Here is a 22,720-nt window from a genome sequence, read left to right on the forward strand (position 1 = left end):
TCGCGGACCGCGCCCGTGCCGGGGCCCCGCACGCCCCCCGCCCCGACCGTCGTCGCCACCGGCCGACCGGTCTGCGACGCTGGTCAGTACCGTGGACCCGGTCGCCCGGCGGCGGCCGGGCAGGGGAAGGGGACGGCGGGCGGATGGCCGAAGGCAGGGTCCGGCGTGTCACCAGCGCGGACGTCGCCCGCGAGGCGGGGGTGTCCCGCGCCACGGTCAGCTACGTCCTCAACGACACTCCACACCAGAGCATCCCCGCGGAGACCCGGCGGCGGGTGCTGGAGGCCGCCGCGCGGCTCGACTACGCGCCGTCGGCGGCGGCCCGGACACTGCGCAGCGGGCGTTCCGACGTGGTGCTGTGCCTGCTGCCGGACTGGCCCGTCGGCCCGGAGGTCGGCGCGCTGCTCGGCAACCTCTCCGCCGCGCTGGCCCGCCGGGGGATGACCTTCGTCGCGCACCCGTCCACGCGGGAGGACCGGCCCATCGCGGAGATCTGGAAGGCGATCACCCCGGCCGCGGTGCTGGCGTTCGACGACCTGTCGGCCGCGGAGATCGCGGCGATGCGGGCCGCCGGGGTGGCGTCGCTGGTGGCGCTGCTGGGCCGGTCCCGGCAGCGCCCCGGCGAACTCGAGGTGCCGCAGCAGCGGGTGGGCCGGCTGCAGGCCGAGCATCTGGCCGCGCGGGGGCACCTGCGCCTCGGGTACGCCTACCCGGACGATCCGCGAGTGGCCATCTTCGCCGACCCGCGCCGGGACGGGGCGACGGCCGCGTGCGCCGGGCTGGGCCTGGCCGCGCCGGTGAGCCGTACCGTGCCGCTCGACGGCGACGCCGCGGCCGCGGCGGTTCGCGACTGGCGCGACGCGGGAGTGACCGGGGTGTGCGCGTACAACGACGAGGTGGCCCTGGCCGTGCTGGCCGGGCTGCGCGCCTGCGGCCTGGCCGCGCCGGGCGACCTCGCGGTCGTCGGGGTCGACGACATCGTCGCCGCCCGCCTGGCCGACCCGCCGCTGAGCACGGTCACCACCGATCAGGCGGCGCTCGCGGAATCCCTGGCCGGGACGATCGTCGAGGTGATCCGGGGACGGCCGGCCCCGCCGGGGCCGGGGGAGGACATCACCCGCCTCGTGCGGCGCGCGTCGAGCTGAGCGCCCGTCCGGTTAACCCGGAGGACTATCGCTTGTCGACTTTCCGGTCCCGGACCGGCCCTTGTGGTTAGCGTGAGGGACGGATCGCGCGGTCGGCGAATCGGGGGCTTCGGATGGCGTCGTGGCGGACGGTGACGACAGTGCTGAGTGCGGTGGTGCTGACCGTGGTGAGCGCGGTGGTCGTCACGGCGGTGGGCGGCCCCGCGCCGGCCCGGGCGGCCTCGCCGGGCCGGGCGATGTGGTTGTGGAACCGGGCCGATCCCGCCACGGTGATCACCTGGGCGACGAGCCACGACGTGCGGGAGATCTTCGCGTACGTGGAACCGAACGTCGCCGCCAGCGGCGACCTGACGCGGCTCAAGGACCTCAAGAAGCGCGCCGACCGAGCCGGTATCACCCTGTCGGCGCTCGGTGGCGAGCCGGGCTGGGTCTTCGACATCGCCGGCGCGCGGGCCTGGCAGAAGTCGGCGCTGGGCACCAAGCTGTTCGCGCGCAGCCACGTCGACGTGGAACCGTACGCACTCAACGCGTGGAGCACGGACCAGGCCGGCACCGTGGCCGCGTTCGTCTCGCTCCTCGACGCGCTGCAGGCCGACGACGTCCGCCCGCTCGAGGTCGACGTGCCGTTTTGGTACGACACCATTCCCGCCGAGAGCGCCACGCTCGCCGACGCGGTGCTGGCGCGGGTCGACGCGGTCACGGTGATGAGCTACCGCGACACCGCCACCGGCCCGAACTCGATCATGGACGTGGGCGCAGACATGCTGCTGCGCGGCGGCACCGCCGGGATCCGGGTCCGGCTGGCCGCCGAGACCGCCTCCCTGCCGGACTGCCCGTACTGCACCTTCTTCGAGGAGGGCCAGCAGCGGTTGGCCAACACCCTGGACGACGTGGATGTGGCCGCCGCCGGCTATCCGGCGTTCGCCGGCATCGCCGTGCACCACTACGGATCATGGAGCACGCTGCGGGACTCGCCGTAGTCGCGACATCCTGCGGCACAGGAGGCCGTGGGCCGGAAGAAGAACGAGAACAAGAACACGCTGTGACAAGATCGATGGATCGTCCTATGCAAAATCATTGATGTCACACGCTGCCTCTTCTTAGGCTGAGGTCGATCAGCCATCGGCCAACCTGGGGAGACGGCCCTGGAAACCCGCATGCAGCCGGACGAGACCGCCCTGTTCGGGCGGGCGTCGCTGCTGGCGGCGATCGAGGGACGCCTCGCCGCCGGGGGCGGCGTCGCGGTGCACGGCCCGGCCGGCATCGGCAAGACCGCGCTGCTGGACGCCGTGAGCGCCGCCGCCACCGCCCGCGGGGACCTGGTGCTGCGGTTGCGGCCGGCACGCACCGAGCGGGCCCTGCCGTACGCGGGCATCGCCGACCTCGTCGACCAGGTCCCGCCGGACGCCGCCGCGGCCCTGCCCCCCGCCCAGCGGGCCGCGCTGGCCGCCCTGCGGCAGGGCGTGTCGTCGCGGACCGCGGGTACGGCGCTCGCCCGCCGCCTCGTGCTGCCGCTGCTGCTGGCCCAGTGCGCCCGGCTGGCCCCGGTGCTGCTGGTGCTCGACGACGTGCAGTGGCTGGACGCCGAGTCCGCCGAGCTGATCGGCTTCGCGATGCGCCGCCGCCCCGGCCCACGGGTACGGGTGCTGGCCGCGCAGCGCTGCCCGAGCGCGGTGGGCCGGCGCCGCGCCGTGCGGCTGTGCCCGGCGCCGGTCAGTGAGCTGGCGGTGCCCCCACTGTCCGCCGACGACCTCACCGCCCTGCTCGAGGCGCACGGCCTGCCCTGCCGTACGGCCAGCCGGTTGCACGAGGCCAGCGGCGGCAACCCGTTCCTGGCGCTGGCGCTGGGGGCCGCGACACCGCCCGGGCCGGCGTGGCGGCCGGCGCCGCTGCCCGAACCGGCGCGCGCCCTGCTGCGCGAGCGGGTCGCGGCGCTGCCCGCCGAGGTCGCCGACACGCTGCTGCTGGCGGCGCTGGACACGGAGCCGACGGCCACCGTGCTCATCCGGGCCGGCCGGGAGGACGCCGAACGGGAGCTGCGGCTGGCCGCGGCTGCGGGCGCGGTGGAGCTGGACGGCGACGCGATCCGTTTCGTCCCGCCCGCGCTGGCGCAGGTGCTGGCCGAGGACGCCGGTGCGGCCCGGCGCGCCGAGGCGCACGGCGCGCTCGCGGCCGCGGCGGTCGGCGCCACGGAAGCCGTACGGCACCGGGCGCTGCAGAGTGGCCGGCCCGATCCCGAGGTGGCCCGCGCGCTGGCCGCCGAGGCGCAGAGGGCCGCCGGCCGGGGCGCCGGTCGCAGCGCCGCCGAGCTGTACCTGCTGGCCGCGGACCGCTGCCCGCATGCGCTGGCGGCGCACCGGCTGGACTGGCTGGTCGCCGCCGCCCGGACCGCGGCCACCGCGGGCGCCCCGGCGCTGGCCGGGCGGGCCGCGGAGGCCGTGCTGGCCGCCGAGGCACCACCCGAGCACCGGGTCCGGGCCCGGCTGGTGCTACTCGACCTGGCCGGGCAGGCGCTGGCCGACATGGGGGAGATGTTCGCCGCCGCCCTGGTGGAGGCGGGCGACGACCCCGCGCTGCTGGGCCCGGTGCGGTTGCGCCTGACCTGGGCGGCGATGGTGGCCGGCGACCTCGACGCGACGATCGCCGAGGCGGGGCGGACGGTCACCGCGGCCCGGCTGGCCGGTGACCCGACCACCGAGGCGATGGTGCTGAGCACGCTGGCCCAGGCCCAGCGCCTGCGCGGCGAACCGGAGTGGACGCACACCCTGCAGCGGGCGCTGGCGCTGCCCGCCGAACAGGTCCCGGGCTGGCTGCATCTCGGGCCGCGCTACCTGGCCGCCCGCTTCGCCATGGTGGACGACCGGCTCGACGAGGCACGCGCCGACCTGCTGCGGCTGCTGGCGGTCGCCGAGCAGGACCGTACGGGCGAGGCGCTGGTGGAGGTGCTGCGCAGCCTGTCCGAGGTGGCCACCCGGGCCGCGCGCTGCCGGGACGCGCTGCGCTACGCGCACCGGGCGGTGGCGTGCGCCCAGCGTGCCGGACTGAGCCCCGGACCGACCTGGTACACCGCCGCGGTGGCGGAACTGGCCGGCGGCAGCCTCGCCGCGGCGGCCGGTTTCGCCCGGCGCGGGGTGCGCGCCAGCGAGCAGGAGGGCGACAGCATCTTCCTGCCCCGCAACCTGCACGCGCTGGGCCAGGCCGAGCTGCGGGCGGGGAACACCCGCGCCGGGGTGGACGCGCTGCGCCGGCTGCGCGAGCTGGAGTCGGTGGGCGCGACCGACCCGATGATCGTGCGCTGGCACGGCGACCTCGCGGGCGGGCTGGCCGCGCTCGGTGAGCACGCGGAGGCCGCCGCCACCCTCGCGGAGGCGCGGGCGGCGGCGTACCGGCTGGCGGGGACGCCGGGCATGGCCGGGTATCTGGACCGGGCCACCGCCGTCGTGCTCTCCGAGAGCGGGCAGGCCGACTCCGCGGTGGTGCTGTCGGCCGCGGCGGCGCGGCACTTCGAGCAGCTGCGGCAGCCGATCGAGCAGGGGTACGCGCTGCTGGTGCAGGGCGGTGCCGAGCGGCGCCGACGCCGGTACGCGGCGGCCCGGGTGGCGATCGGCGCCGCGCTGACGATCTTCCTGCAGGTCGAGGCGAAGCCCTGGGCGGAACAGACGGAGCGGGCCCTGGCGGGCACCTCCGCCCCGGCGACCGGCACGTCCTCGCCCGCCGACCTGGGACTGACGTCCATGGAGGCGCGCGTGGCGGCGCTGGTGCGCGACGGGGCCAGCAACCGGGAGATCGCCACCCGGCTGTTCCTCAGCGTCAAGACCGTCGAGGCCACCCTCACCCGCGTCTACCGCAAGGTCGGGGTGCGGTCGCGTACCCAGTTGTCGTCACGGCTGACCGGGATGGGACTGGTGCCCGGCGGCATCGTGGCCCCGCCGGTGCGGCCCGCGGTGGACGCCTGAGATCGCTGACGGACAGTGACGTGCGCTACAGCGGCTCGCGTGTCGACCGCCACACCCGTAGCGAGGGTTTTACCTGGCTGATTCATGGAAGAACGAGGAGAAGCGCATCGTTGCACAGACAGGCAACGACGCCTCATCGATAACCCAGCGTGAGGAGGGCTTCTTTCATGGACTTCGTGACCCGTATCCGTGCCGCCCAGCTCCGGTCGGCGCACCGCCGTACCGAGCGGATCGCTCGGCGGGAACTGGAGACGGACCTCGCGGCGGTCGTGACCCCCGCGGAGCGCACCGAGTTGGCGCTGACGCTGAACCGGCACCGCCCGCAGCAGGTGCGGGAGATCCGCGAGATTCTCGACCGGCAGGACTACGCGCGCCAGCACCGCGCCGGCAGCCCGGGCGGCCTGCGCGCCGCCTGAGCGCCGTCCTGATCACCGCACTGCACCGCCCCGGCCACTGTGGCCGGGGCGGTGCGCGTTTCAGCGCTCGGCGGGGTCGTGGGCGTGGCTGCGGACGCTGCCGGCGTGCGCCGTGGCGTCCGGGTCGCGCCGTACCTTGATCAGGCTCGCCACCGTGGTGATCACCAGAACCACCACGATGACGGCCAGCGACGCCGGGGTGCCGATCTCCGGGATCTGCGGGCTGATCGCGGTGTGCGCCCAGTGCAGCACCAGCTTGATCCCGATGAACGCGAGGATCACCGACAGCCCGGTGGACAGGTAGACCAGCCGGTCCAGCAGGCCCTTCACGAGGAAGTACAACGCCCGCAGGCCGAGCAGGGCGAACGCGTTGGCCACGAACACGATGTACGCGTGCTGCGTGACGCCGAACACGGCCGGGATGGAGTCCAGCGCGAACAGCAGGTCGGTGCTGCCGATCGCGATGAGTACGACGAACAGCGGGGTGGCCACGCGCCGGCCGTCGACGCGGGCGAACAGTCTGCCGCCGACGTACTCGTCGGTGACCGGCAGGATCCGCCGGGTGGCCCGCACGAGCGCGTTGTCCTCGACGCTGGGGTCCTCGTCGCGGTGCCGGAACAACTGCACCGCCGTCCAGATGAGCACCAGCCCGAAGATCAGGAACATGAAGGAGAACATCGACAGCAGGGTCGCCCCGAGCGCGATGAAGATCACCCGGAGCACCAGGGCGATGATGATCCCGAAGGTCAGCACCTTCTGCTGGTACTTCTCCGGCACCGCGAAGGTGCTCATGATGATCACGAAGACGAACAGGTTGTCGACCGACAGGCTCTTCTCGACGATGTACCCCGCGAAGTACTGCGCCCCGAGATCCCAGCCCGCGACGGCCCCGAACACCAGGCCGAAGGCGACCGCGACCGCGATGTAGAACACCGACCACGCGGTCGCCTCGCGGAAGCCGACGACGTGCGGGCGCAGGATGCCCACGGTCAGATCCAGCGCCAGCAGCGCGACGATGACCGCGATGGTCAGCGCCCAGCCGAGCGCGGTGACCTCCAGCATGATCGGCGAACCTCCGGACGTCGGGACGGCGGGTACCGCCGATTTTCCCGGTTCCCGCTGGGAGGTCCCTGAAAGTCCGTGGTCAGGCCATGATCAGGTCTGGTCGGTCGTGATCAGCTCCGGTCAGGCCATGATCAGCGAGCGCTTGGCGAGGCCCATCCAGAAGCCGTCGATCGGCTGCCCGGGGGCCTTCTCGGGATCACCGGAGGCGCCCAGGGCCAGGAACATCGGAGCGAAATGTTCGATGGTGGGGTGGGCGTAGGGCATGCCGGGGGCGCGGTTGCGGAAGTCGGCGAGTTCGTCGACCGCGCCGCGGGCCAGGGTCTCGGCCGCCCAGGCGTCGAACTCGCGGGACCAGCCGGGGGCGGGGGCGTCGGTCCGGAAGTCGCGCAGGAACGGCAGGCCGTGCGTGGTGAAGCCGGACGCGACGATCAGGACCCCCTCGTCGCGCAGCGCGGCGAGCCGCCCGCCGAGCTCCAGCAACCGGTCCGGCTCCAGCGTGGGCAGCGACATCTGCAGCACGGGGATGTCGGCGTCCGGGTACATGACCTTGAGCGGGACGTACGCGCCGTGGTCGAGGCCGCGGTCGGTGCGCGCCACCGGCTCGCCGTCCGGCATCAGGGCGGCCACCCGGTCGGCGAGGTCGGGCGCGCCGGGGGCCCGGTACTGGACCTCGTAGTAGCGCTGGGCGAATCCGCCGAAGTCGTACACGAGCGGGACCGGGGTGGTGGCGCCCAGCATGAGTGGCGCCGACTCCCAGTGCGCCGAGGCCACGAGGATCGCGGTGGGGCGGGGCAGCCCGGCGGCCATCGCCTGCAGCTGGGCCACCCACAGCGGGTCGTCGGCCAGCGGGGGCGCGCCGTGGCTGAGGAACAGCGCGGGCATGCGCTCGGCGGCGGAGCTGCTCATGACGACCTCCAGGTTGACGCTTCAACTAAACAGAGTGTACGCCGATTTACTTGATTCGTCAACTATCGGCTCCGCGTACATGAAGTTCCTGTTACGGCCGCCGCAACAGTCGCTGGCGGCCGTCTATCTCTGCAGCTCCGGTGGGTCCGCCGTTGTTCATCGCCGCAATGTCCACAACGGACGGCCGATCTGTCCGCCGTGGACATTGCGCGCCGCCAGTGCCGCTGGCAAGCTACGCGATGTCGTGCGGGGGCCGCGCACCGTGACGAAAGGACGGTCGCACCCGACCTGTGGCTTGGCGGCCGCGGGCCTGAGCCGCCGCTTCCCCGGCTACCGGCGCGACGACGGACCGTACGTGCCGACGCACCCGCCCGCCGGGCGGCGACAGCCGGCCGAGAGGAGACGGGCAGTGGCGTCACCGCCGCAGCTACCACTCGCCGACGACCTGTTTCTCGCCGCCCACGACACCCCACGCGGCCGGTGCCTGCTCAGCCCCGCCACCCTCGGCCTCGGCCTGGCCGCCGGGCTCCTGGCCGAACTCATCCTGTGGCGGCGCCTCGACCTGCGCGACGGGCGGCTCGCCGTGCTCGACGACCGGCCCACCACCGACGCCGCCACCACGGCCGTCCTGGAACAGCTCATCCGGGAGGCGCAACACCGGCAGGTCCGCGAATGGATCTCGTTCCTGGCCACCGGGGTCGCCACCGACCTGGTCGCGCGCCGGCTCAGCCGCGCCGGGCTCGTCCACCGGCATGAACGGCGTGGCCTGCGCGGGCACCGGGTCACCTACATACCCGTGGACGATGCCGCCGCGGGCTGGCCCGGCAGCCGGGTGCGCACCGCGGTCGGCCGCGGCGAACTGCTCGACATCCCCGACCTCGTGCTGTCCGGGCTCATCCTCGCCACCGGGCTCGACCAGCACGTCCTGGTCACCTACGACGCTCGCGAACGCGAGCACCTGTTCGACCAGCTGCGCCGCCGGCTACCCGCCATGCTGCAGCAGCTGGTCGGGCACGCCGAGGCCGCGGTGGGCGACGCCGTGATGGCCCGCCGCGCCTGACACCCACCCATCCCTCACCCCTGCTGGAGACGCGCGTGTCCACCACCGCAACCCCCACCGCCACCGCGGTCAGCAACCTCTCCACCGCCCTGGCCCGCGACCGCCTCGGCGTCGCCGCCGTCGTGTTCTTCGTGATGTCGGCGGCGGCACCGCTGACGGTCGTCGCGGGCGTGGTACCCACCGGCCTGGCCGTCACGGGCCTCACCGGCATCCCTGTTGCGTTCGCCGCGGTCGCGCTCGTGCTGGCGGTGTTCTCGGTCGGCTACGTGGCCATGGCCCGGCACATCGCCAACGCGGGCGCGTTCTACGCGTACGTCTCCCGCGGGCTGGGCCGCCCGCTCGGCGTCGGCGCAGCCTGGGTCGCGCTGGTGGCGTACAACATGTTCCAGGTGGCGTCGTACGGCGGCTTCGGTGCGATCGCGGCGCCGCTGTTCGCGGACTGGTTCGGCGTCGACGTGCAGTGGTGGGTGCTGGCACTGTGCGCCTGGGCCCTGGTCGCCGTCCTCGGCGTACGCGACGTCGCGGTCAACGGCAAGGTGCTGGCCACGCTGCTGGTCGCCGAGATCGTGCTGGTCGTGGCATTCGCCCTCGCGGACGTGAGCTCCCCGCAGTTCCATCCCTCCGCGGCTCCGCTCGACGCGGGCAGCCTGGTCGGCGCGGGAGCGGGCGCCCTGCTGGTCATGGCGGTCACCGGGTTCGTCGGCTTCGAGCAGTCCGTGGTCTTCAGCGAGGAGTCCCGCGACCCCCGGCGCACCGTGCCGCGGGCCACCTACCTCGCCATCACGCTCATCGCCGTCCTGTACGGCTTCGCCGCCTGGGCGATGATCTCGGCGGCCGGGCCCGGCGCGGTCAGCCGGGCCGGTACCGAGGGCCCCGAGCTGTTCTTCAACCTGGCCGCCGACCGGATCGGCGCGCTGGCGCTGCATCTGGGGCACGCCCTGTTCCTGACCTCCCTGATCGCCGCCATGATCTCGTTCCACAACATCATCGCCCGGTACACCTTCTCCCTCGGGCGTGAGGGTGTGGTCCCGCGCGCGTTCGGCCGTACGGTGCCGGGCACCGGGGCGCCGAAGAACGGCTCCCTGGCGCAGTCCGCGCTCGGGCTGGTGGTCATCCTGCTGTACGCGGTCGAGGGCTGGGACCCGCTGGTCAAGCTGTTCTTCTGGGGCGGCACGGGGGGCGGCATCGGCGTCCTGCTGCTGATCACGCTCACCTCGGTCGCCGTGCTCGGCTACTTCGCCCGGCAGCCCGAGGGTGAGGATCTCTGGCACCGGGTCGGCGCGCCGCTGATCAGCACGGCGTTGCTGCTGGTCATGACGTACCTGGCGCTGACCAACATCGCGGTCCTGTTCGGCGTCGAGCCCGGCTCCGCGCCCACCTGGGTGGTGCCGCTGGCGTTCGGGGTCGTCGCCCTGGCGGGGGTCGCCTGGGCGCTGGTCCTGCGCGCCGCCCGCCCCCCGGTGTACGCCGGGATCGGCTTCGGCGCCCGCAGCGTCACCGCGGCCCCGCGCGGCTTCGCGGCGGCCCTCGGCCAGACCGGCGACGAGGCCCAGCGGTGAGCGCGGCGATCTCCGGCCGGCCCGGTGCGCCGGAGGCCCGGCGATGAGCGCGACGGTCCGGCCGGCCGCCGCCTCCGAACTGGCCGCCGTGGGTGCGCTGATCGCGCTGTCGTTCGACCGCCTGGACGCCAACCACTACCTGGTCCCGGACGCCGATGACCGGCTGCGCGTCATGGCTGACTTCTTCACCCTGTACACCGAGCACGCCGCCGGTCACGGCCGGGTCGACGTGGTGCCCGGACCCGACGGTCCGGCGGCCACCGCGGTGTGGTTCGACCGCACCGGCAAGATGCCCGAACCGCCGTCGTACGACGTCCGGCTCGCCGGGCTGGCCGGGCCGTACCTGGAACGGTTCCGGGCGCTCGACGAGCTGTTCGACACCCACCACCCCGAACAGGCGCACTGGCACCTGGCGTTCCTGGCGGTGCACCCGTGGGCGCAGCGCCGGGGGCTGGGCGGGGCGCTGATGGCGCGCACCCACGCCGAACTGGACGCCGCCGGGGTGCCGGCGTACCTGGAGGCCACCAACGGCGACAACGTCCGGCTGTACCGTCGGCACGGCTACGCCGACATGGCGCCGTACGAGATTCCGCTGCCCGACGGGACACCGTTCTTCCGCATGTGGCGGCCCGCCGCGTGAAACCCGCCCGGGGGCGCGGCCGTCCGCGCCCCCGGGCGGCCCGCCGCGGTCCGCGTGATCGATCATGATCAGGGATCACCGCGGCGGAAGGACACCTCCCCTGATGGCCACCACCCACGTCGGCTCGCCCGCCACCCGCGAGGCTCTGCACCGCCGCACCCTCGCGGTCGTGATGGCCTCGCAGGTGTTCAGCGGCGCCGGTCTGGCCGCCGGCGTCACCGTCGGCGCGCTGCTGGCCGAGTCGATGCTCGGCACCACCAGCCTGTCCGGCCTGCCCTCCGCCCTGTTCACCGCGGGCTCCGCGGCCACCGCACTGCTGATCGGACGCCTGTCGCAGCGCCTCGGCCGGCGCGCGGGCCTGACCGCGGGCTACGTCACCGGGGCGCTCGGCGGGGTGGGTGTCGTGCTCGCCGCCACCATGGACAACGTTCCGCTGCTGCTGGTGTCCCTGCTGGTCTACGGCGCCGGCACCGCCACGAACCTGCAGGCGCGGTACACGGGCGCCGACCTCGCCCTCCCGGACCGGCGCGGCCGCGCGGTCAGCGCCGTACTCGTGGCCACCACCCTCGGCGCGGTCGCCGGGCCCAACCTGGTGACCGTGACCGGCCGCGCCGCCGAGCAGTGGCACATCCCCGCCCTGGCCGGACCGTTCGTCCTCGCCACCGTCGGGTACGGCGTCGCCGCGGCGCTCCTGTTCGTCCTGCTCCGACCCGACCCGCTGCTGGTCGCCCGCGTACTGACCGCCGAGGAGGCGGACCCACGGCCGGACGGGGCACCGGGGCGTCCCCGGCCGGTCCGGGCCGGCGTCACCGCGGGTGCCGCCACGATGGTCCTGACCCAGCTCGTCATGGTCGCGGTCATGACCATGACCCCGGTGCACATGAAGGCCCATGGGCACGGGCTGGGCGCCACCGGCCTGGTCATCGCCGTACACATCGCCGGCATGTACCTGCCGTCGCCGATCACCGGTGTCCTCGTCGACCGGGTCGGGCGCATCCCGGTCGCCGTGGCGTCGGGTGTCACGCTGCTGGCCGCCGGGGTCGTCTCGGCGACCGCACCGGAGTCGTCCGTGGCTCTGCTCGCCCTGGCCCTGGGGCTGCTCGGCCTCGGCTGGAACCTCGGCCTGGTCTCCGGCACCGCCATCATCACCGACGCGGCGCCCCCGCAGAGCCGGGCGAGGACCCAGGGCGCCGTCGATCTGTGCGTGGCGCTGGCCGGTGCCGGGGGTGGCATCGCCAGCGGCATGATCATGAACGCGACCAGTTACGCCGCGCTGTCCGTCACCGGCGGGGTGCTCGCGCTGGCGGTCATCCCGTTCGTCGCGTCGAGCGGTCGGCGCGCGAGGTATTGACGCGGCGGGCCCGCACGCTCTTACATCGATGTCAGTGGACCTTCCGCGCCGCCGGGCGGCCACCGGGGGCGTCGTCACCCGCGCATTCCGCCGGACCGTCGGCCGTGCCCACTCACCCCGACCGTCGTGGAAGGGAACCGGATGCTCCCGGACGAGGCACCCCGCGAGATCGGCCCCGTGGTGCCCCGCGGCAGCACCGCGCAGCCGCCGTTCGAGCTGGTCGTGACGCCGGAGCTGGCCGGCTGGCGGTTCTGCGGCCTGCGCGTGCTCGACCTGTCGGTCGGCTCCAGGGTCACGTTCCTGACCGGGCCGGACGAGATGCTGGTCCTGCCGTTGGCCGGCGGGTGCGACGTCACCTGCGACGACGAGCGGGTCACGCTGACCGGCCGCGACTCGGTCTTCTCCCGAATCAGCGACTTCGCCTACCTGCCGCGGGAGGCGACCGTCACGGTGCGCGCCCCCAACGGTGGGCGGTTCGCGCTGCCCTGCGCCCGGGCGAGCCGCCGGCTGCCGTTCCGCTACGGGGCCGCCGAGGACGTCGGTGTCGAACTGCGGGGCGCCGGTCAGGCCAGCCGCCAGATCAACAACCTGTGCACCCCGCAGACGTTCGACGCGGACCGGCTCATCGTGTGCGAGGTGATCACCCCCGGCGGCAACTGGTCGTCGTATCCGCCGCACAAGCACGATCAGCTGCGGCCGGGGGAGGCCCCGCTGGAGGAGATCTACTACTTCGAGGTGAGTACGTCGCCGTCCGGCGCGGCGGGCGTGGGATACCAGCGGGCGTACGGCCACCCGGATCGCCCGATCGACGTGTGTGCCGAGGTGCGCGGCGGCGACGCCGTGCTGATCCCGTACGGATGGCACGGCCCGACGATGGCCGCGCCCGGATACGACCTGTACCACCTCAACGTCATGGCCGGGCCGGGTCAGCGGCGATGGCTGGCCTGCGACGACCCGTCCCACGCGTGGGTCCGCGCCGGGTGGACCGGCCAGCCGGCCGACCCCCGCTTGCCGATGACCTCGGCTACGGCGCGCCGTGCGAGGCGGCCCGGTGCGGCACGCGGGTACGGGTAGTCGCGAGCCCCCGCCGTCAGCGCCGGGTGCGCAGCCCGTCGAACGCGATCGCGGTGACCGTGTCGGCCAGCGGCTCGGCGGCACCGCGGGCGGGGCTGTACCACTCGATCAGCGAGTTGACCATGCCGAACAGCAGGCGCGCGGCGGTCGCGGGGTCGACGTCGGGGCGCAGTGCGCCGTCCGCCTGCGCCTGTTTCACCAGGTCGGTCACGATCGCGTCGAACACCCGGCGGCGCAGCAGCGCCTGCTGCTCCACGGCCGTGTTGCCGCGCACCCGCAGCAGCAGGGTCACGTACTCCAGGCGGTCGGCGAGCACGAGGACGCTGCGGCGGATCAGCAGCTCCAGCCGTTCGATCGCGGGCGTCTGCTGGGCGCGGACCTCGTCGGCGGCCTCGAACAGCCCGTCGAGGGCGTGGTCGACCGCCATGCGCAGCAGTTCCTCCTTGCTGCTGACGTGGTGGTAGATGCTCGACTTGGTGATACCGAGCCGCTCGGCCAGCTCGCCCATGCTGGTCGCCTCGTAGCCGCGTTCGTTGAACAGGCGGACGGCAGCGGTGAGCACGGCGTCCTGGTCGTGACCGGGGCGGCCGCGGCGGGGCCGGGCGCCGTCGCGCAGGATCCGCTCGGCGCGCGTGAGCGGGGAGCGTGCCGACGGGTCGGCGGCGGGCCCGGTCACCGGGGCGCCCGCACCACGTGGCTGCGGCCGCGGAACTCGGCCACCACCTCGCCGGTGCCCTCGCGGGTCACGGTGACGTCGTAGAGACCGGTGCGGCCCTGGCGGGCGCGTTCGCCGGCCCGTGCCACGAGCACGTCGCCGGTGCGGGCGGGCCGGAGGAAGGCGATGTCGGCGCCGGCGGCCACGGTGACCGGGCCGTGGCTGTTGCAGGCGCAGGCGAACGCGGTGTCGGCCAGCAGAAACACGAATCCGCCGTGGGCGATGTCGTGGCCGTTCACCATGGCGGGAGTGACCGGCATGCGAACCTCGGCGGCGCCGTCGGCGGCCGCGATCAGCTCCATGCCCAGACCCCGCGACGCCGCGTCGCGGTCGAACATCTCGTGCGCTGCGGTACGTGCCATCCCCACCCGCTCTCCCGCCGCGTTTCGAGCCCCGCCGTCTTGGACGCTCGAAACCCTTGATAACCAACCGACCGGACGGTAGATATTTAGGGTAAGCCAACACCTCAGGAGGCCAGATGACAACCCCCGCCGATCTGTACGAGCAGCATCGCGAGCTGCTGGACCAGGCGATCGCGGCGGCCGGCACACGGGACTACTGGTCGGCTTATCCGGAATCACCCAGCAAGTCCGTCTACGGGGAGGACGCCGCCCCCGCCGGCGAGCGGGCCTTCACCGCCCTGCTCGGCAAGCAGTTCCCGATCGAGGTCCCCGGCGCCACGGGCACCGTGTCGACGGAGCGCTCGCCGTACGGCATCGAGCTCGGCGTGAGCTACCCCCGGGCCGATCCGGCAGCCCTGGTCGCCGCGGCCCGCGCCGCCACCCCGGCCTGGCGCGCCGCGGGCCCCTACGGCCGTGCCGGGGTCGCCGCCGAGATCCTGCGCCGGATCAACGCGCGCTCGTTCGAGCTGGCCCACGCGGTGCAGCACACCACCGGCCAGGCGTTCGTCATGGCGTTCCAGGCGGGCGGCCCGCACGCCCAGGACCGTGGCCTCGAGGCGGTGGCGTACGCGCTGGCCGAGACCACCCGCATGCCTGTCCTCTCCACCTGGGCGAAGCCGCAGCGTGGCGGTGAGCCGCTGCGCCTGGCCAAGACGAGCACCGTCGTCGGGCGCGGGGTCGGCCTGGTCATCGGGTGCAACACCTTCCCCACCTGGAACGGCTACCCCGGCCTGTTCGCCAGCCTGGTGACGGGCAACCCGGTCATCGTCAAGCCCCACCCCGGCGCGGTGCTGCCGCTGGCCATCACCGTGCAGATCGCCCGCGAGGTGCTGACCGAGGCGGGCCTGGACCCGAACGTGGTGACCCTCGCCGTGGAGGAGCGCGGCGACGGCATCGCCGCCACCCTCGCCACCCACCCGGACGTGCGCATCGTCGACTTCACCGGGTCCAGCGAGTTCGGCAACTGGCTGGAGGCCAACGCCCGCCAGGCCGTCGTCTACACGGAGAAGTCCGGCCTGAACACGGTCGTCGTGGACTCCACGGACGACTACAAGGCCATGCTGCGCAATCTGGCGTTCTCCCTGTCGCTCTACAGCGGACAGATGTGCACCACCCCGCAGAACTTCCTCGTGCCGGCCGGCGGGATCGACACCGACGCCGGGCGCCGCAGCCCCGACGAGTTCGCCGCCGACCTGGCCGGTGCGCTCGACAAGCTGCTCGGCGACCCGAAGCGGGCCGCGGGCACGCTCGGCGCGATCGTCAACGAGGGGGTGCTGGCCCGGCTGACCGAGGCGGGTTCCGCCGCCGGGGTGGTCCACCCGTCCACCGCGGTCGCCGACGAGCAGTTCCCGAACGCGACCATCCGCACCCCGGTGGTCACGCGGATCGACGCGGCCGACGAGAAGGTCTACACCCGGGAGTGGTTCGGCCCGATCTCGTTCGTCATCGCCACCGAGTCCACGGAGCACAGCCTGCGGGTGTTCACCGAGACGGTGCGCCACCACGGCGCGCTGACCGCCGCCGTGTACTCGACCTCGCCGCAGGTCGTCGCGGCGGCCCGCGAGGCCGCCCTGGAGGCGGGCGTGCACCTGGCGGAGAACTTCACCGGCGGGGTCTTCGTCAACCAGACAGCGGCGTTCAGCGACCTGCACGGCACCGGCGCCAACCCGGCCGCCACCGCTTCGCTGACGGACGCGTACTTCGTGGCCGGCCGGTTCTTCACGCTGCAGTCGCGTCACCACGTCGAGGCAGCCGATGCCTGAGGCGTTCCTGGTCGGCGGGGTCCGCACGCCGCAGGGCCGGTACGGCGGCGCCCTGGCCGGCGTGCGCCCCGACGACCTGGCCGCCCTGGTCGTGCGGGCGGCCGTCGAGCGCGCCGGGGTGCCCGCCGACGCGCTCGACGAGGTGGTGCTCGGGGCGGCGAATCAGGCCGGCGAGGACAACCGCAACGTGGCCCGGATGGCGGTGCTGCTGGCCGGCCTGCCGGACACCGTGCCCGCGTACACGGTCAACCGGCTGTGCGCCAGCGGCCTGACCGCGATCGGTGCGGCCGCGCAGGCCGTCCGCGCCGGTGACGCGGACGTCGTCGTCGCCGGTGGCGTCGAGTCGATGACCCGCGCCCCCTGGGTGATGGCCAAGCCGGGCACGCCGTGGGCGCGGCCCGGCGAGGTCGCCGATACCTCCCTGGGCTGGCGTTTCACCAACCCCCGGTTCGCCGAGGCGGACCGGGCGGTGCCCGGCGACGCGGGCCCGGAGCAGCGTCGGGTGACCCTGAGCATGGGTGAGACCGCGGAGGAGGTCGCGGCCCTGGACGGCGTCTCCCGTGCGGACAGCGACGCCTTCGCCCTGCGCAGCCACCAGCGGGCCGCGGCCGCCATCGACGCGGGCCGCTTCGCCGACGAGATCGTGCCCGTGCCGGTCAAGGGCGGCGAGTTCGGCACGGACGAGCTTCCGCGCCGCGACACCACCCTGGAACGCCTCGGCGGCCTGCGCCCGGTGTTCCGGCCCGGCGGCGTGGTCACGGCGGGGACCTCCTCGCCGCTGTCCGACGGCGCGTCCGCCGTGGTCGTGGCCAGCGCCGACGCGGTCCGCCGGTACGGCCTGACCCCGCGCGCACGCGTCGTCACCACCGCCAGCGCGGGCGTGTCCCCGCAGCTCATGGGCCTCGGCCCGGTGCCGGCCACGGAGCGGGCCCTGACCCGCGCCGGATGGCAGGTCGGCGACCTCGACGCCGTCGAGCTGAACGAGGCGTTCGCGGTGCAGGCCCTCGCCGTCATCCGCCGCCTGAAGCTCGACGAGGACCGGGTCAACGCCGACGGCGGGGCGATCGCGCTCGGCCACCCCCTGGGCTGCTCCGGTGCCCGGCTGGCCGTCACCCTGCTGGGCCGCATGGAACGCGAGAACGCCCGCCGGGCGCTGGCCACCCTCTGTGTGGGCGTGGGCCAGGGCGTCGCGATGCTGCTGGAGCGGCCCTGATGACGGCCACCGGGGCGGCCGCTGCCCGGGACGCCGCGCAGGCGTCCCCGGGCGGCACCCTGCTGATCGAGGAGCGCACCGACCGGGTCGTGGTCACGCTGCACCGGCCCGCGGCCCGCAACGCCATCAACGCCGCGATGGTCCGCGACCTCCACGAGGTCTGCGCCGCGCTGGAGGAGCGACCCCGGCTGTTGATCCTCACCGGACACGGCGACACGTTCGCGGCGGGGGCGGACATCGCCGAGCTGCGCGAGCGCGGCCGCGACCAGGCGTTGCAGGGCATCAACAGCCGGCTGTTCGACCGGATCGCCCGGCTGCCCCTGCCCACACTCGCCGCCGTCGACGGGTACGCCCTGGGCGGCGGCGCCGAGCTGGCGTACGCCTGCGACCTGCGACTGGCGTCCCCGTCGGCGGTGTTCGGCAACCCGGAGCCGGGGCTGGGGATCCTCGCCGCCGCGGGTGCGTGCTGGCGGCTGCGGGAGCTTGTCGGCGCGTCGGTCGCCAAGCAGGTCCTGCTGGCCGGGCGGCGGCTGTCCGCGGACGACGCGTACCGGCTGGGGCTGGTGGCGGAGGTGGTGCCCGCCGAGCGGCTGCGCGAGCGCGCACACGCCCTGCTCGACCGGATGGCCCGTAGCGGCCCGCTCGCGCTGCGGCTCACCAAGCTGGTCGCCGACGCCTCCGGCGGCCACCCGGTCACCGACGACCTGGCCCAGGCCATCCTGTTCGAGTCTGATGACAAGCGCGCCCGGATGGACGCCTTCCTGGCGGGAGAACGGCCGTGAACGCCGTACCGAAAATCCTCGCGGTGATCGGCGGCGGCCGGATGGGCGCCGGGATCGCCCAGGTGTTCGCCGCGGCCGGAGCCGCCGTGACCCTCGTGGAGCGGGACCCGGCGGCCGCCGCGGCAGCCCGCGAACGGGTCGCCACCGGGCTGCGCCGGGCCGCCGAGCGCGGCCGCCTCGCCGAGGACGCGGCCGTCGTGCTGGAGCGCGTCGAGACGGCGGGTGAGGTGGCCGCCGTGCCCGCGGCCGCCGAGCTGGTCATCGAGGCCGTCCCGGAGGACGCCGCGCTCAAGGCCCGGGTGCTGGCGGCCGCCGAGGCGGTCGTCGGCGAGCACACCGTGCTGGCCACCAACACCAGCTCGCTGTCGATCGGCGGCCTCGCCGACGGCCTGCGCCATCCCGAGCGGCTGGTCGGCATGCACTTCTTCAACCCGGTGCCGGCCAGCGACCTGGTGGAGGTCGTGGTCGGGCCGCGCACCGCCGACGCCGTCCGCGACGCCGCGGTCGGCTGGGTGGGTGCCCTCGGCAAGACCGAGGTGGTGGTCCGCGACTCGCCCGGCTTCGCGACCAGCCGCCTCGGGGTGCTGCTCGGCCTCGAGGCCATCCGGATGCTGCAGGAGGGCGTCGCCGACGCGGAGGCCATCGACCGGGCCATGGAGCTGGGCTACCGGCACCCGATGGGCCCGCTGCGCTCGACCGACCTGGTCGGCCTCGACGTGCGCCTGGCCATCGCCGATCACCTGCAGCGCGAGCTGGGGGACCGGTTCGCGCCGCCGCAACTGCTGCGGGACAAGGTCGCCCGCGGCGAGCTCGGCCGCAAGAGCGGGCAGGGCTTCTACACCTGGGGGGAGGGGCGATGACCAGCGACGCGGGAGAGCGGGTCTTCACCGAGACGATCGAGAAGGACCAGCGGGTCGAGCCACGCGACTGGATGCCGGACGGCTACCGCAAGACGATGGTCCGGCAGATCGCGCAGCACGCGCACTCCGAGATCATCGGAATGCAGCCCGAGGGGGAATGGATCACGCGGGCGCCGTCGCTGCGGCGCAAGGCGATTCTGCTGGCCAAGGTGCAGGACGAGGCGGGGCACGGGCTCTACCTGTACTCGGCGGCCGAAACCCTCGGCGCCGACCGCGGCGACCTCACGGTGCGGCTCATCGAGGGCCGGCAGAAGTACTCGTCGATCTTCAACTATCCGACGCTGAGCTTCGCGGACGTCGGCGTCATCGGCTGGCTGGTCGACGGCGCCGCGATCTGCAACCAGGTGCCGCTGTGCCGCAGCTCGTACGGGCCGTACGCGCGGGCCATGATCCGGATCTGCAAGGAGGAGTCGTTCCATCAGCGGCAGGGCTACGAGCTGCTGCTGACCATGATGGGCGGCACCGAGGCGCAGCGGGCGATGGTGCAGGACGCGGTGGACCGGTGGTGGTGGCCGTCGCTGATGATGTTCGGCCCGCCCGACGCGGAGTCGCCCAACACCGCCCAGTCGATGGCCTGGAAGATCAAGCGGCACACCAACGACGAGCTGCGGCAGCGCTTCGTCGACATGAGCGTGCCGCAGGCACAGGCCCTCGGTGTCACCCTGCCCGACCCCGACCTGCGGTGGAATCCCGAGCGGGAGCACTACGACTACGGCGCGGTCGACTGGTCGGAGCTCAAGCGGGTGATCTCCGGCGACGGGCCGCTCAACCGGCAGCGGATCGCCCGCCGCCGGCAGGCCCACGAGGACGGCGCCTGGGTACGTGAGGCGGCGGCGGCCCACGCGGCCAAGCGCGGAGGAGGCGCACCCCATGACTGACGAGATCCGGCACGAGTGGCCGCTGTTCGAGGTGTTCGTGCGCGCCAAGCGGGGCCTGAACCACGTACACGTCGGCTCGCTGCGCGCCGCCGACCACGAGATGGCCCTGCACCACGCGCGGGACCTGTACACCCGGCGCAATGAGGGCGTCAGCATCTGGGTGGTGCGCGCCGACCAGATCGCCGCGTCGCAGCCGGGGGAGAAGGACGCGTTCTTCGCGCCCAGCGGCGACAAGGCGTACCGGCATCCGACGTACTACGCCATTCCCGAGTCCGTACCGCACATCTGAGGCCGCCATGGGTTTCGACGTCGCCTACGAGGCGCTCACCGATCACGAGGACGATGCCCGCTGGGCGTACGGGACGGGCTTCGCCGACCCGTTGTCCGGAGTGGACACCGCCGTGCCCGAGGGGGTCGACCGCGAGCGGCTGGCCGCGTACTGCCTCATGCTCGGCGACGACGCGCTGATCCTCTCGCACCGGCTCCAGCAGTGGGTGACCCGCGCGCCGGAGCTGGAGGACGAGCTGGCGCTGGCCAACATCGGGCTGGACCTGCTGGGCCAGGCGCGGCTGCTGCTCACCCGGGCCGGTCAGGTCGAGGATGCGGGGCGCGACGAGGACGCGCTGGCGTACCTGCGCGGCCCGCACGAGTTCCGCAACGTGTGCCTGGCCGAGCGCTCGGACGCGGACTTCGCCCACCTGGTCGCGCGGTTGCTGGTGTTCGCCACGTGGCGGCTGGCGCTGTTCGACCGGCTGGCCGCCACCCGCGACCCGATGCTGGCCGCGATCGCCGCCAAGGGTGTGAAGGAGCTGACCTACCACCGCGAGTGGGCGGCGCAGTGGGTGGTGCGGCTCGGCGACGGCACCGCGTTGTCGCACGATCGCATGCGTGCCGCCGTCGCCGCGGTGGTGCCGTTGGCCGGCGAGTTGTTCCGGACCCACCCGGTCGAGTCGGACCTGGCGGCGGAGGGTTTCGCGGTGGACCCGGCGGGGCTGCGCGACGAGTTCGACGCGGTCCTCGCCCAGGTGCTGACCGCGGCGACGCTCACCGACGACAGCGGGTCAGCGCAGGACGGCAGGTCAGCGCAGGACGGCAGGTCAGCGCAGGACGGCGGGTCAGCGCAGGATGGCGCTGCCGGGAAGAACGGGCGCGACGGCGAGCACACCCCGGCACTGGCCGAGATCCTCGACGAGATGCAGGCGCTGGCCAGGTCCGTGCCCGGGGGTGCCTGGTGAGCGCCCCGACAGTCACCGCGGCGGCCGTGGCGGCCACGGTGACCGACCCGGAGTTGCCCCAGCTGACCCTGGCCGACCTCGGCATCCTGCGCGGCGTCGAGGAAGCCGGCGGCCGGGTCGTGGTGACGGTCACCCCGACCTATTCGGGGTGCCCGGCCATGGAGGCGATCCACGCCGACCTGCGGGCCGCGCTGCGGGCCGCCGGGTTCGCCGACGTCGAGGTACGCACGGCGCTGACCCCGGCCTGGACCACCGACTGGATCACCGAGGCGGGCCGCCGCAAACTCGCCGCCGCCGGGATCGCGCCGCCCGGACCCGCGCCCCGGCGCTCCGCCGGCCCCGTGCCGCTGGTGCTGGGCCCCAGCCCCCGCGCGGTGCCCTGCCCCCGGTGCGGGCATGCGGCGACCGAGCAGGTGTCCGCGTTCAGCGCGACCGCCTGCCGCGAGTTGCGCCGCTGCCCGGCCTGCCGGGAACCGTTCGAGCACGTGAAGGAGATCTGACGTGGCCGCTGGCGAGTTCCACCCGCTGCGGGTGGCGGCCGTGGAGCGGCTGTGCGCCGACGCGGTGGCGGTCACCTTCGACGTGCCGCCCGAGCTGGCCGATTCCTTCGCGTTCCGTCCGGGGCAGTCGCTGACCGTGCGTCGCCTGGTCGGCGACGCCGACGAGCGCCGCACGTACTCGATCTGCGCGCCGGTCGGGGCCGCGCCGCGCATCGGGGTGCGGGAGGTGCCCGGTGGCCTGGTGTCGCGCTGGCTGGTGCACGAGCTGCGACCGGGCGACGAGGTGGAGGTCGCCCGGCCGTCGGGCACCTTCACGCCCGACGTCGAGGCCGGCGGCTCTCACGTGCTGATCGGCGCCGGCTCCGGCATCACCCCGCTGCTGTCGATCGCCGCGTCCCTGTTGAGCCACTCCGACGCCCAGGTCAGCGTCCTGTACGGCAACCGCCGGGCGGAGACGGTGATGTTCGCCGAGGAACTGGCCGACCTGAAGGACGCCCACCCGTCCCGGCTGGAGCTGATCCACCTGCTGTCGCGGGAGGCCCGCGAGGTGGACCTGCTGACCGGGCGGCTGGACGCGGCGAAGCTGCGTACCCTGCTGCCCCTGCTCATCGACGTAGCGGGGGTGGATCACTGGTGGCTGTGCGGGCCGTTCGGCATGGTCGCCGACGCCCAGCACGTGCTCGGCGAGTTCGGCGTGGCGTCGGAGCAGGTCCACCGGGAGCTGTTCTGGGTGGACGAAGCGCCGCCGGAGCCGGTGCGCGGCGAACCCGCGGTCGACGGCCCCAGCAGCGAGGTCACGGTCGTGCTGGACGGCCGCTCCACCACGGTGACGGTGGCCGAGGGCGCGACGATCCTCGAGGGCGCCCAGCCGTCCCGGCCGGACCTGCCGTTCGCCTGCAAGGGCGGGGTGTGCGGCACCTGCCGCGCCCGGGTGGTCGAGGGCGACGTGCGGATGCGGCGCAACTTCGCGCTGGAGCCCGGAGAGGTCGACGCCGGGTACGTGCTGACCTGCCAATCCACGCCGACGTCGGCCAAGGTGATCGTGGATTTCGACGACTGATCCGCCCGTTGATCCACTGAGGGAAACTCTCAAGCGCGACCCTGCTGCAACCGATGGATAACCCGGAGTCGGCCCCAGGGT

The 22,720-nt window shown here is 74.1% G+C and carries 22 protein-coding genes; 18 read left to right on the top strand and 4 right to left on the bottom strand.

Features of this window, described 5'->3' with window-relative positions:
• Positions 1-143: 143 nt before the first annotated feature.
• The 4 genes from ACMCNN_RS13845 (at position 144) to ACMCNN_RS13860 (ending at position 5,517) form a co-directional block, all read left to right on the top strand.
• Positions 144-1,145 (top strand): LacI family DNA-binding transcriptional regulator, encoded by a 1,002-nt coding sequence (locus ACMCNN_RS13845; RefSeq protein ID WP_412746599.1) that lies wholly within the window; start codon positions 144-146, stop codon positions 1,143-1,145.
• Between the two features lie 140 nt (positions 1,146-1,285).
• Complete coding sequence (locus ACMCNN_RS13850; protein WP_412746600.1) at positions 1,286-2,125, top strand: hypothetical protein; 840 nt, start codon at positions 1,286-1,288, stop codon at positions 2,123-2,125.
• A gap of 177 nt (positions 2,126-2,302) precedes the next feature.
• Positions 2,303-5,101 carry an AAA family ATPase gene (locus tag ACMCNN_RS13855; protein ID WP_412746601.1) on the top strand — a complete coding sequence of 933 codons (2,799 nt, stop codon included), beginning with the start codon at positions 2,303-2,305 and terminating at the stop codon, positions 5,099-5,101.
• Positions 5,102-5,268: 167 nt separating this feature from the next.
• Positions 5,269-5,517: a hypothetical protein gene (locus tag ACMCNN_RS13860; protein ID WP_412746602.1), complete on the top strand. Its 249-nt coding sequence runs from the start codon at positions 5,269-5,271 to the stop codon at positions 5,515-5,517.
• Positions 5,518-5,577: 60 nt separating this feature from the next.
• Here the strand turns inward: ACMCNN_RS13860 and ACMCNN_RS13865 are convergent, their stop codons facing one another.
• Both ACMCNN_RS13865 and ACMCNN_RS13870 read right to left on the bottom strand, forming a co-directional pair.
• Entirely contained in the window at positions 5,578-6,579 is a 1,002-nt protein-coding gene (locus tag ACMCNN_RS13865; protein WP_412746603.1) for a TerC/Alx family metal homeostasis membrane protein, read from the bottom strand.
• A 123-nt stretch (positions 6,580-6,702) separates the two neighbouring features.
• Complete coding sequence (locus ACMCNN_RS13870; protein ID WP_412746604.1) at positions 6,703-7,488, bottom strand: dioxygenase; 786 nt, start codon at positions 7,486-7,488, stop codon at positions 6,703-6,705.
• Between the two features lie 409 nt (positions 7,489-7,897).
• On the opposite strand from ACMCNN_RS13870, the gene ACMCNN_RS13875 reads away from it, so the two are divergent.
• From ACMCNN_RS13875 to iolB, 5 genes are all read left to right on the top strand, one after another.
• The gene (locus ACMCNN_RS13875; protein WP_412746605.1) at positions 7,898-8,548 is read left to right on the top strand and encodes a GOLPH3/VPS74 family protein; all 651 of its coding nucleotides are present in this window, start codon (positions 7,898-7,900) and stop codon (positions 8,546-8,548) included.
• Between the two features lie 35 nt (positions 8,549-8,583).
• Positions 8,584-10,107 (top strand): APC family permease, encoded by a 1,524-nt coding sequence (locus ACMCNN_RS13880; protein WP_412746606.1) that lies wholly within the window; start codon positions 8,584-8,586, stop codon positions 10,105-10,107.
• Between the two features lie 43 nt (positions 10,108-10,150).
• The gene (locus ACMCNN_RS13885) at positions 10,151-10,747 is read left to right on the top strand and encodes a GNAT family N-acetyltransferase (RefSeq protein ID WP_412746607.1); all 597 of its coding nucleotides are present in this window, start codon (positions 10,151-10,153) and stop codon (positions 10,745-10,747) included.
• Between the two features lie 103 nt (positions 10,748-10,850).
• Positions 10,851-12,098 carry an MFS transporter gene (locus ACMCNN_RS13890; RefSeq protein ID WP_412746608.1) on the top strand — a complete coding sequence of 416 codons (1,248 nt, stop codon included), beginning with the start codon at positions 10,851-10,853 and terminating at the stop codon, positions 12,096-12,098.
• Positions 12,099-12,239: 141 nt separating this feature from the next.
• Positions 12,240-13,172 carry a 5-deoxy-glucuronate isomerase gene (gene iolB, locus ACMCNN_RS13895; protein WP_412746609.1) on the top strand — a complete coding sequence of 311 codons (933 nt, stop codon included), beginning with the start codon at positions 12,240-12,242 and terminating at the stop codon, positions 13,170-13,172.
• Between the two features lie 16 nt (positions 13,173-13,188).
• Here the strand turns inward: iolB and ACMCNN_RS13900 are convergent, their stop codons facing one another.
• Complete coding sequence (locus ACMCNN_RS13900; protein ID WP_412746610.1) at positions 13,189-13,848, bottom strand: TetR/AcrR family transcriptional regulator; 660 nt, start codon at positions 13,846-13,848, stop codon at positions 13,189-13,191.
• Positions 13,845-14,249 carry a hydroxyphenylacetyl-CoA thioesterase PaaI gene (paaI, locus tag ACMCNN_RS13905; protein WP_412746611.1) on the bottom strand — a complete coding sequence of 135 codons (405 nt, stop codon included), beginning with the start codon at positions 14,247-14,249 and terminating at the stop codon, positions 13,845-13,847. Before paaI ends, ACMCNN_RS13900 begins: the two co-directional genes overlap by 4 nt.
• Before the next feature lie 116 nt (positions 14,250-14,365).
• Here paaI and paaN point away from each other — a divergent pair, with 116 nt between their 5' ends.
• From paaN to paaE, 9 genes are read left to right on the top strand one after another with little or no spacing between them, the layout of a single operon-like run.
• Positions 14,366-16,051 carry a phenylacetic acid degradation protein PaaN gene (gene paaN / locus ACMCNN_RS13910; RefSeq protein ID WP_412746612.1) on the top strand — a complete coding sequence of 562 codons (1,686 nt, stop codon included), beginning with the start codon at positions 14,366-14,368 and terminating at the stop codon, positions 16,049-16,051.
• On the top strand, positions 16,044-17,264 hold the full coding sequence (locus ACMCNN_RS13915) for a thiolase family protein (protein ID WP_412746613.1): 1,221 nt from the start codon (positions 16,044-16,046) through the stop codon (positions 17,262-17,264). The genes paaN and ACMCNN_RS13915 overlap by 8 nt, the downstream gene beginning before the upstream one ends.
• Positions 17,264-18,046 (top strand): enoyl-CoA hydratase/isomerase family protein, encoded by a 783-nt coding sequence (locus ACMCNN_RS13920; protein WP_412746614.1) that lies wholly within the window; start codon positions 17,264-17,266, stop codon positions 18,044-18,046. The genes ACMCNN_RS13915 and ACMCNN_RS13920 overlap by 1 nt, the downstream gene beginning before the upstream one ends.
• Positions 18,043-18,906, top strand: coding sequence for a 3-hydroxyacyl-CoA dehydrogenase family protein (locus tag ACMCNN_RS13925; RefSeq protein WP_412746615.1), 864 nt, complete (start codon positions 18,043-18,045; stop codon positions 18,904-18,906). Before ACMCNN_RS13920 ends, ACMCNN_RS13925 begins: the two co-directional genes overlap by 4 nt.
• Positions 18,903-19,844, top strand: coding sequence for a 1,2-phenylacetyl-CoA epoxidase subunit PaaA (paaA, locus tag ACMCNN_RS13930; RefSeq protein ID WP_412746616.1), 942 nt, complete (start codon positions 18,903-18,905; stop codon positions 19,842-19,844). The genes ACMCNN_RS13925 and paaA overlap by 4 nt, the downstream gene beginning before the upstream one ends.
• On the top strand, positions 19,837-20,133 hold the full coding sequence (gene paaB / locus ACMCNN_RS13935; RefSeq protein ID WP_412746617.1) for a 1,2-phenylacetyl-CoA epoxidase subunit PaaB: 297 nt from the start codon (positions 19,837-19,839) through the stop codon (positions 20,131-20,133). Before paaA ends, paaB begins: the two co-directional genes overlap by 8 nt.
• 7 nt (positions 20,134-20,140) lie before the next feature.
• Positions 20,141-21,079 carry a 1,2-phenylacetyl-CoA epoxidase subunit PaaC gene (gene paaC / locus ACMCNN_RS13940; RefSeq protein WP_412746618.1) on the top strand — a complete coding sequence of 313 codons (939 nt, stop codon included), beginning with the start codon at positions 20,141-20,143 and terminating at the stop codon, positions 21,077-21,079.
• A complete protein-coding gene (paaD, locus tag ACMCNN_RS13945; RefSeq protein WP_412746619.1) occupies positions 21,076-21,579 on the top strand; it encodes a 1,2-phenylacetyl-CoA epoxidase subunit PaaD in 504 nt (167 codons plus the stop codon). Before paaC ends, paaD begins: the two co-directional genes overlap by 4 nt.
• 1 nt (position 21,580) lies before the next feature.
• Positions 21,581-22,639 (top strand): 1,2-phenylacetyl-CoA epoxidase subunit PaaE, encoded by a 1,059-nt coding sequence (paaE, locus tag ACMCNN_RS13950; RefSeq protein WP_412746620.1) that lies wholly within the window; start codon positions 21,581-21,583, stop codon positions 22,637-22,639.
• Positions 22,640-22,720: the final 81 nt, after the last annotated feature.

This window comes from Krasilnikovia sp. MM14-A1004 (assembly GCF_047159485.1).
GTDB lineage: Bacteria > Actinomycetota > Actinomycetes > Mycobacteriales > Micromonosporaceae > Actinoplanes.

Coding starts and splice junctions, on each gene's coding strand:
- iolB (WP_412746609.1), top strand. CDS start 12,240: ATGCTCCCGGACGAGGCACCCCGCGAGATCGGCCCCGTGGTGCCCCGC.
- ACMCNN_RS13865 (WP_412746603.1), bottom strand. CDS start 6,579: ATGCTGGAGGTCACCGCGCTCGGCTGGGCGCTGACCATCGCGGTCATC.
- ACMCNN_RS13845 (WP_412746599.1), top strand. CDS start 144: ATGGCCGAAGGCAGGGTCCGGCGTGTCACCAGCGCGGACGTCGCCCGC.
- ACMCNN_RS13870 (WP_412746604.1), bottom strand. CDS start 7,488: ATGAGCAGCTCCGCCGCCGAGCGCATGCCCGCGCTGTTCCTCAGCCAC.
- ACMCNN_RS13855 (WP_412746601.1), top strand. CDS start 2,303: ATGCAGCCGGACGAGACCGCCCTGTTCGGGCGGGCGTCGCTGCTGGCG.
- ACMCNN_RS13920 (WP_412746614.1), top strand. CDS start 17,264: ATGACGGCCACCGGGGCGGCCGCTGCCCGGGACGCCGCGCAGGCGTCC.
- paaB (WP_412746617.1), top strand. CDS start 19,837: ATGACTGACGAGATCCGGCACGAGTGGCCGCTGTTCGAGGTGTTCGTG.
- ACMCNN_RS13860 (WP_412746602.1), top strand. CDS start 5,269: ATGGACTTCGTGACCCGTATCCGTGCCGCCCAGCTCCGGTCGGCGCAC.
- ACMCNN_RS13890 (WP_412746608.1), top strand. CDS start 10,851: ATGGCCACCACCCACGTCGGCTCGCCCGCCACCCGCGAGGCTCTGCAC.
- paaC (WP_412746618.1), top strand. CDS start 20,141: ATGGGTTTCGACGTCGCCTACGAGGCGCTCACCGATCACGAGGACGAT.
- ACMCNN_RS13885 (WP_412746607.1), top strand. CDS start 10,151: ATGAGCGCGACGGTCCGGCCGGCCGCCGCCTCCGAACTGGCCGCCGTG.
- paaA (WP_412746616.1), top strand. CDS start 18,903: ATGACCAGCGACGCGGGAGAGCGGGTCTTCACCGAGACGATCGAGAAG.
- paaN (WP_412746612.1), top strand. CDS start 14,366: ATGACAACCCCCGCCGATCTGTACGAGCAGCATCGCGAGCTGCTGGAC.
- paaI (WP_412746611.1), bottom strand. CDS start 14,249: ATGGCACGTACCGCAGCGCACGAGATGTTCGACCGCGACGCGGCGTCG.
- ACMCNN_RS13915 (WP_412746613.1), top strand. CDS start 16,044: ATGCCTGAGGCGTTCCTGGTCGGCGGGGTCCGCACGCCGCAGGGCCGG.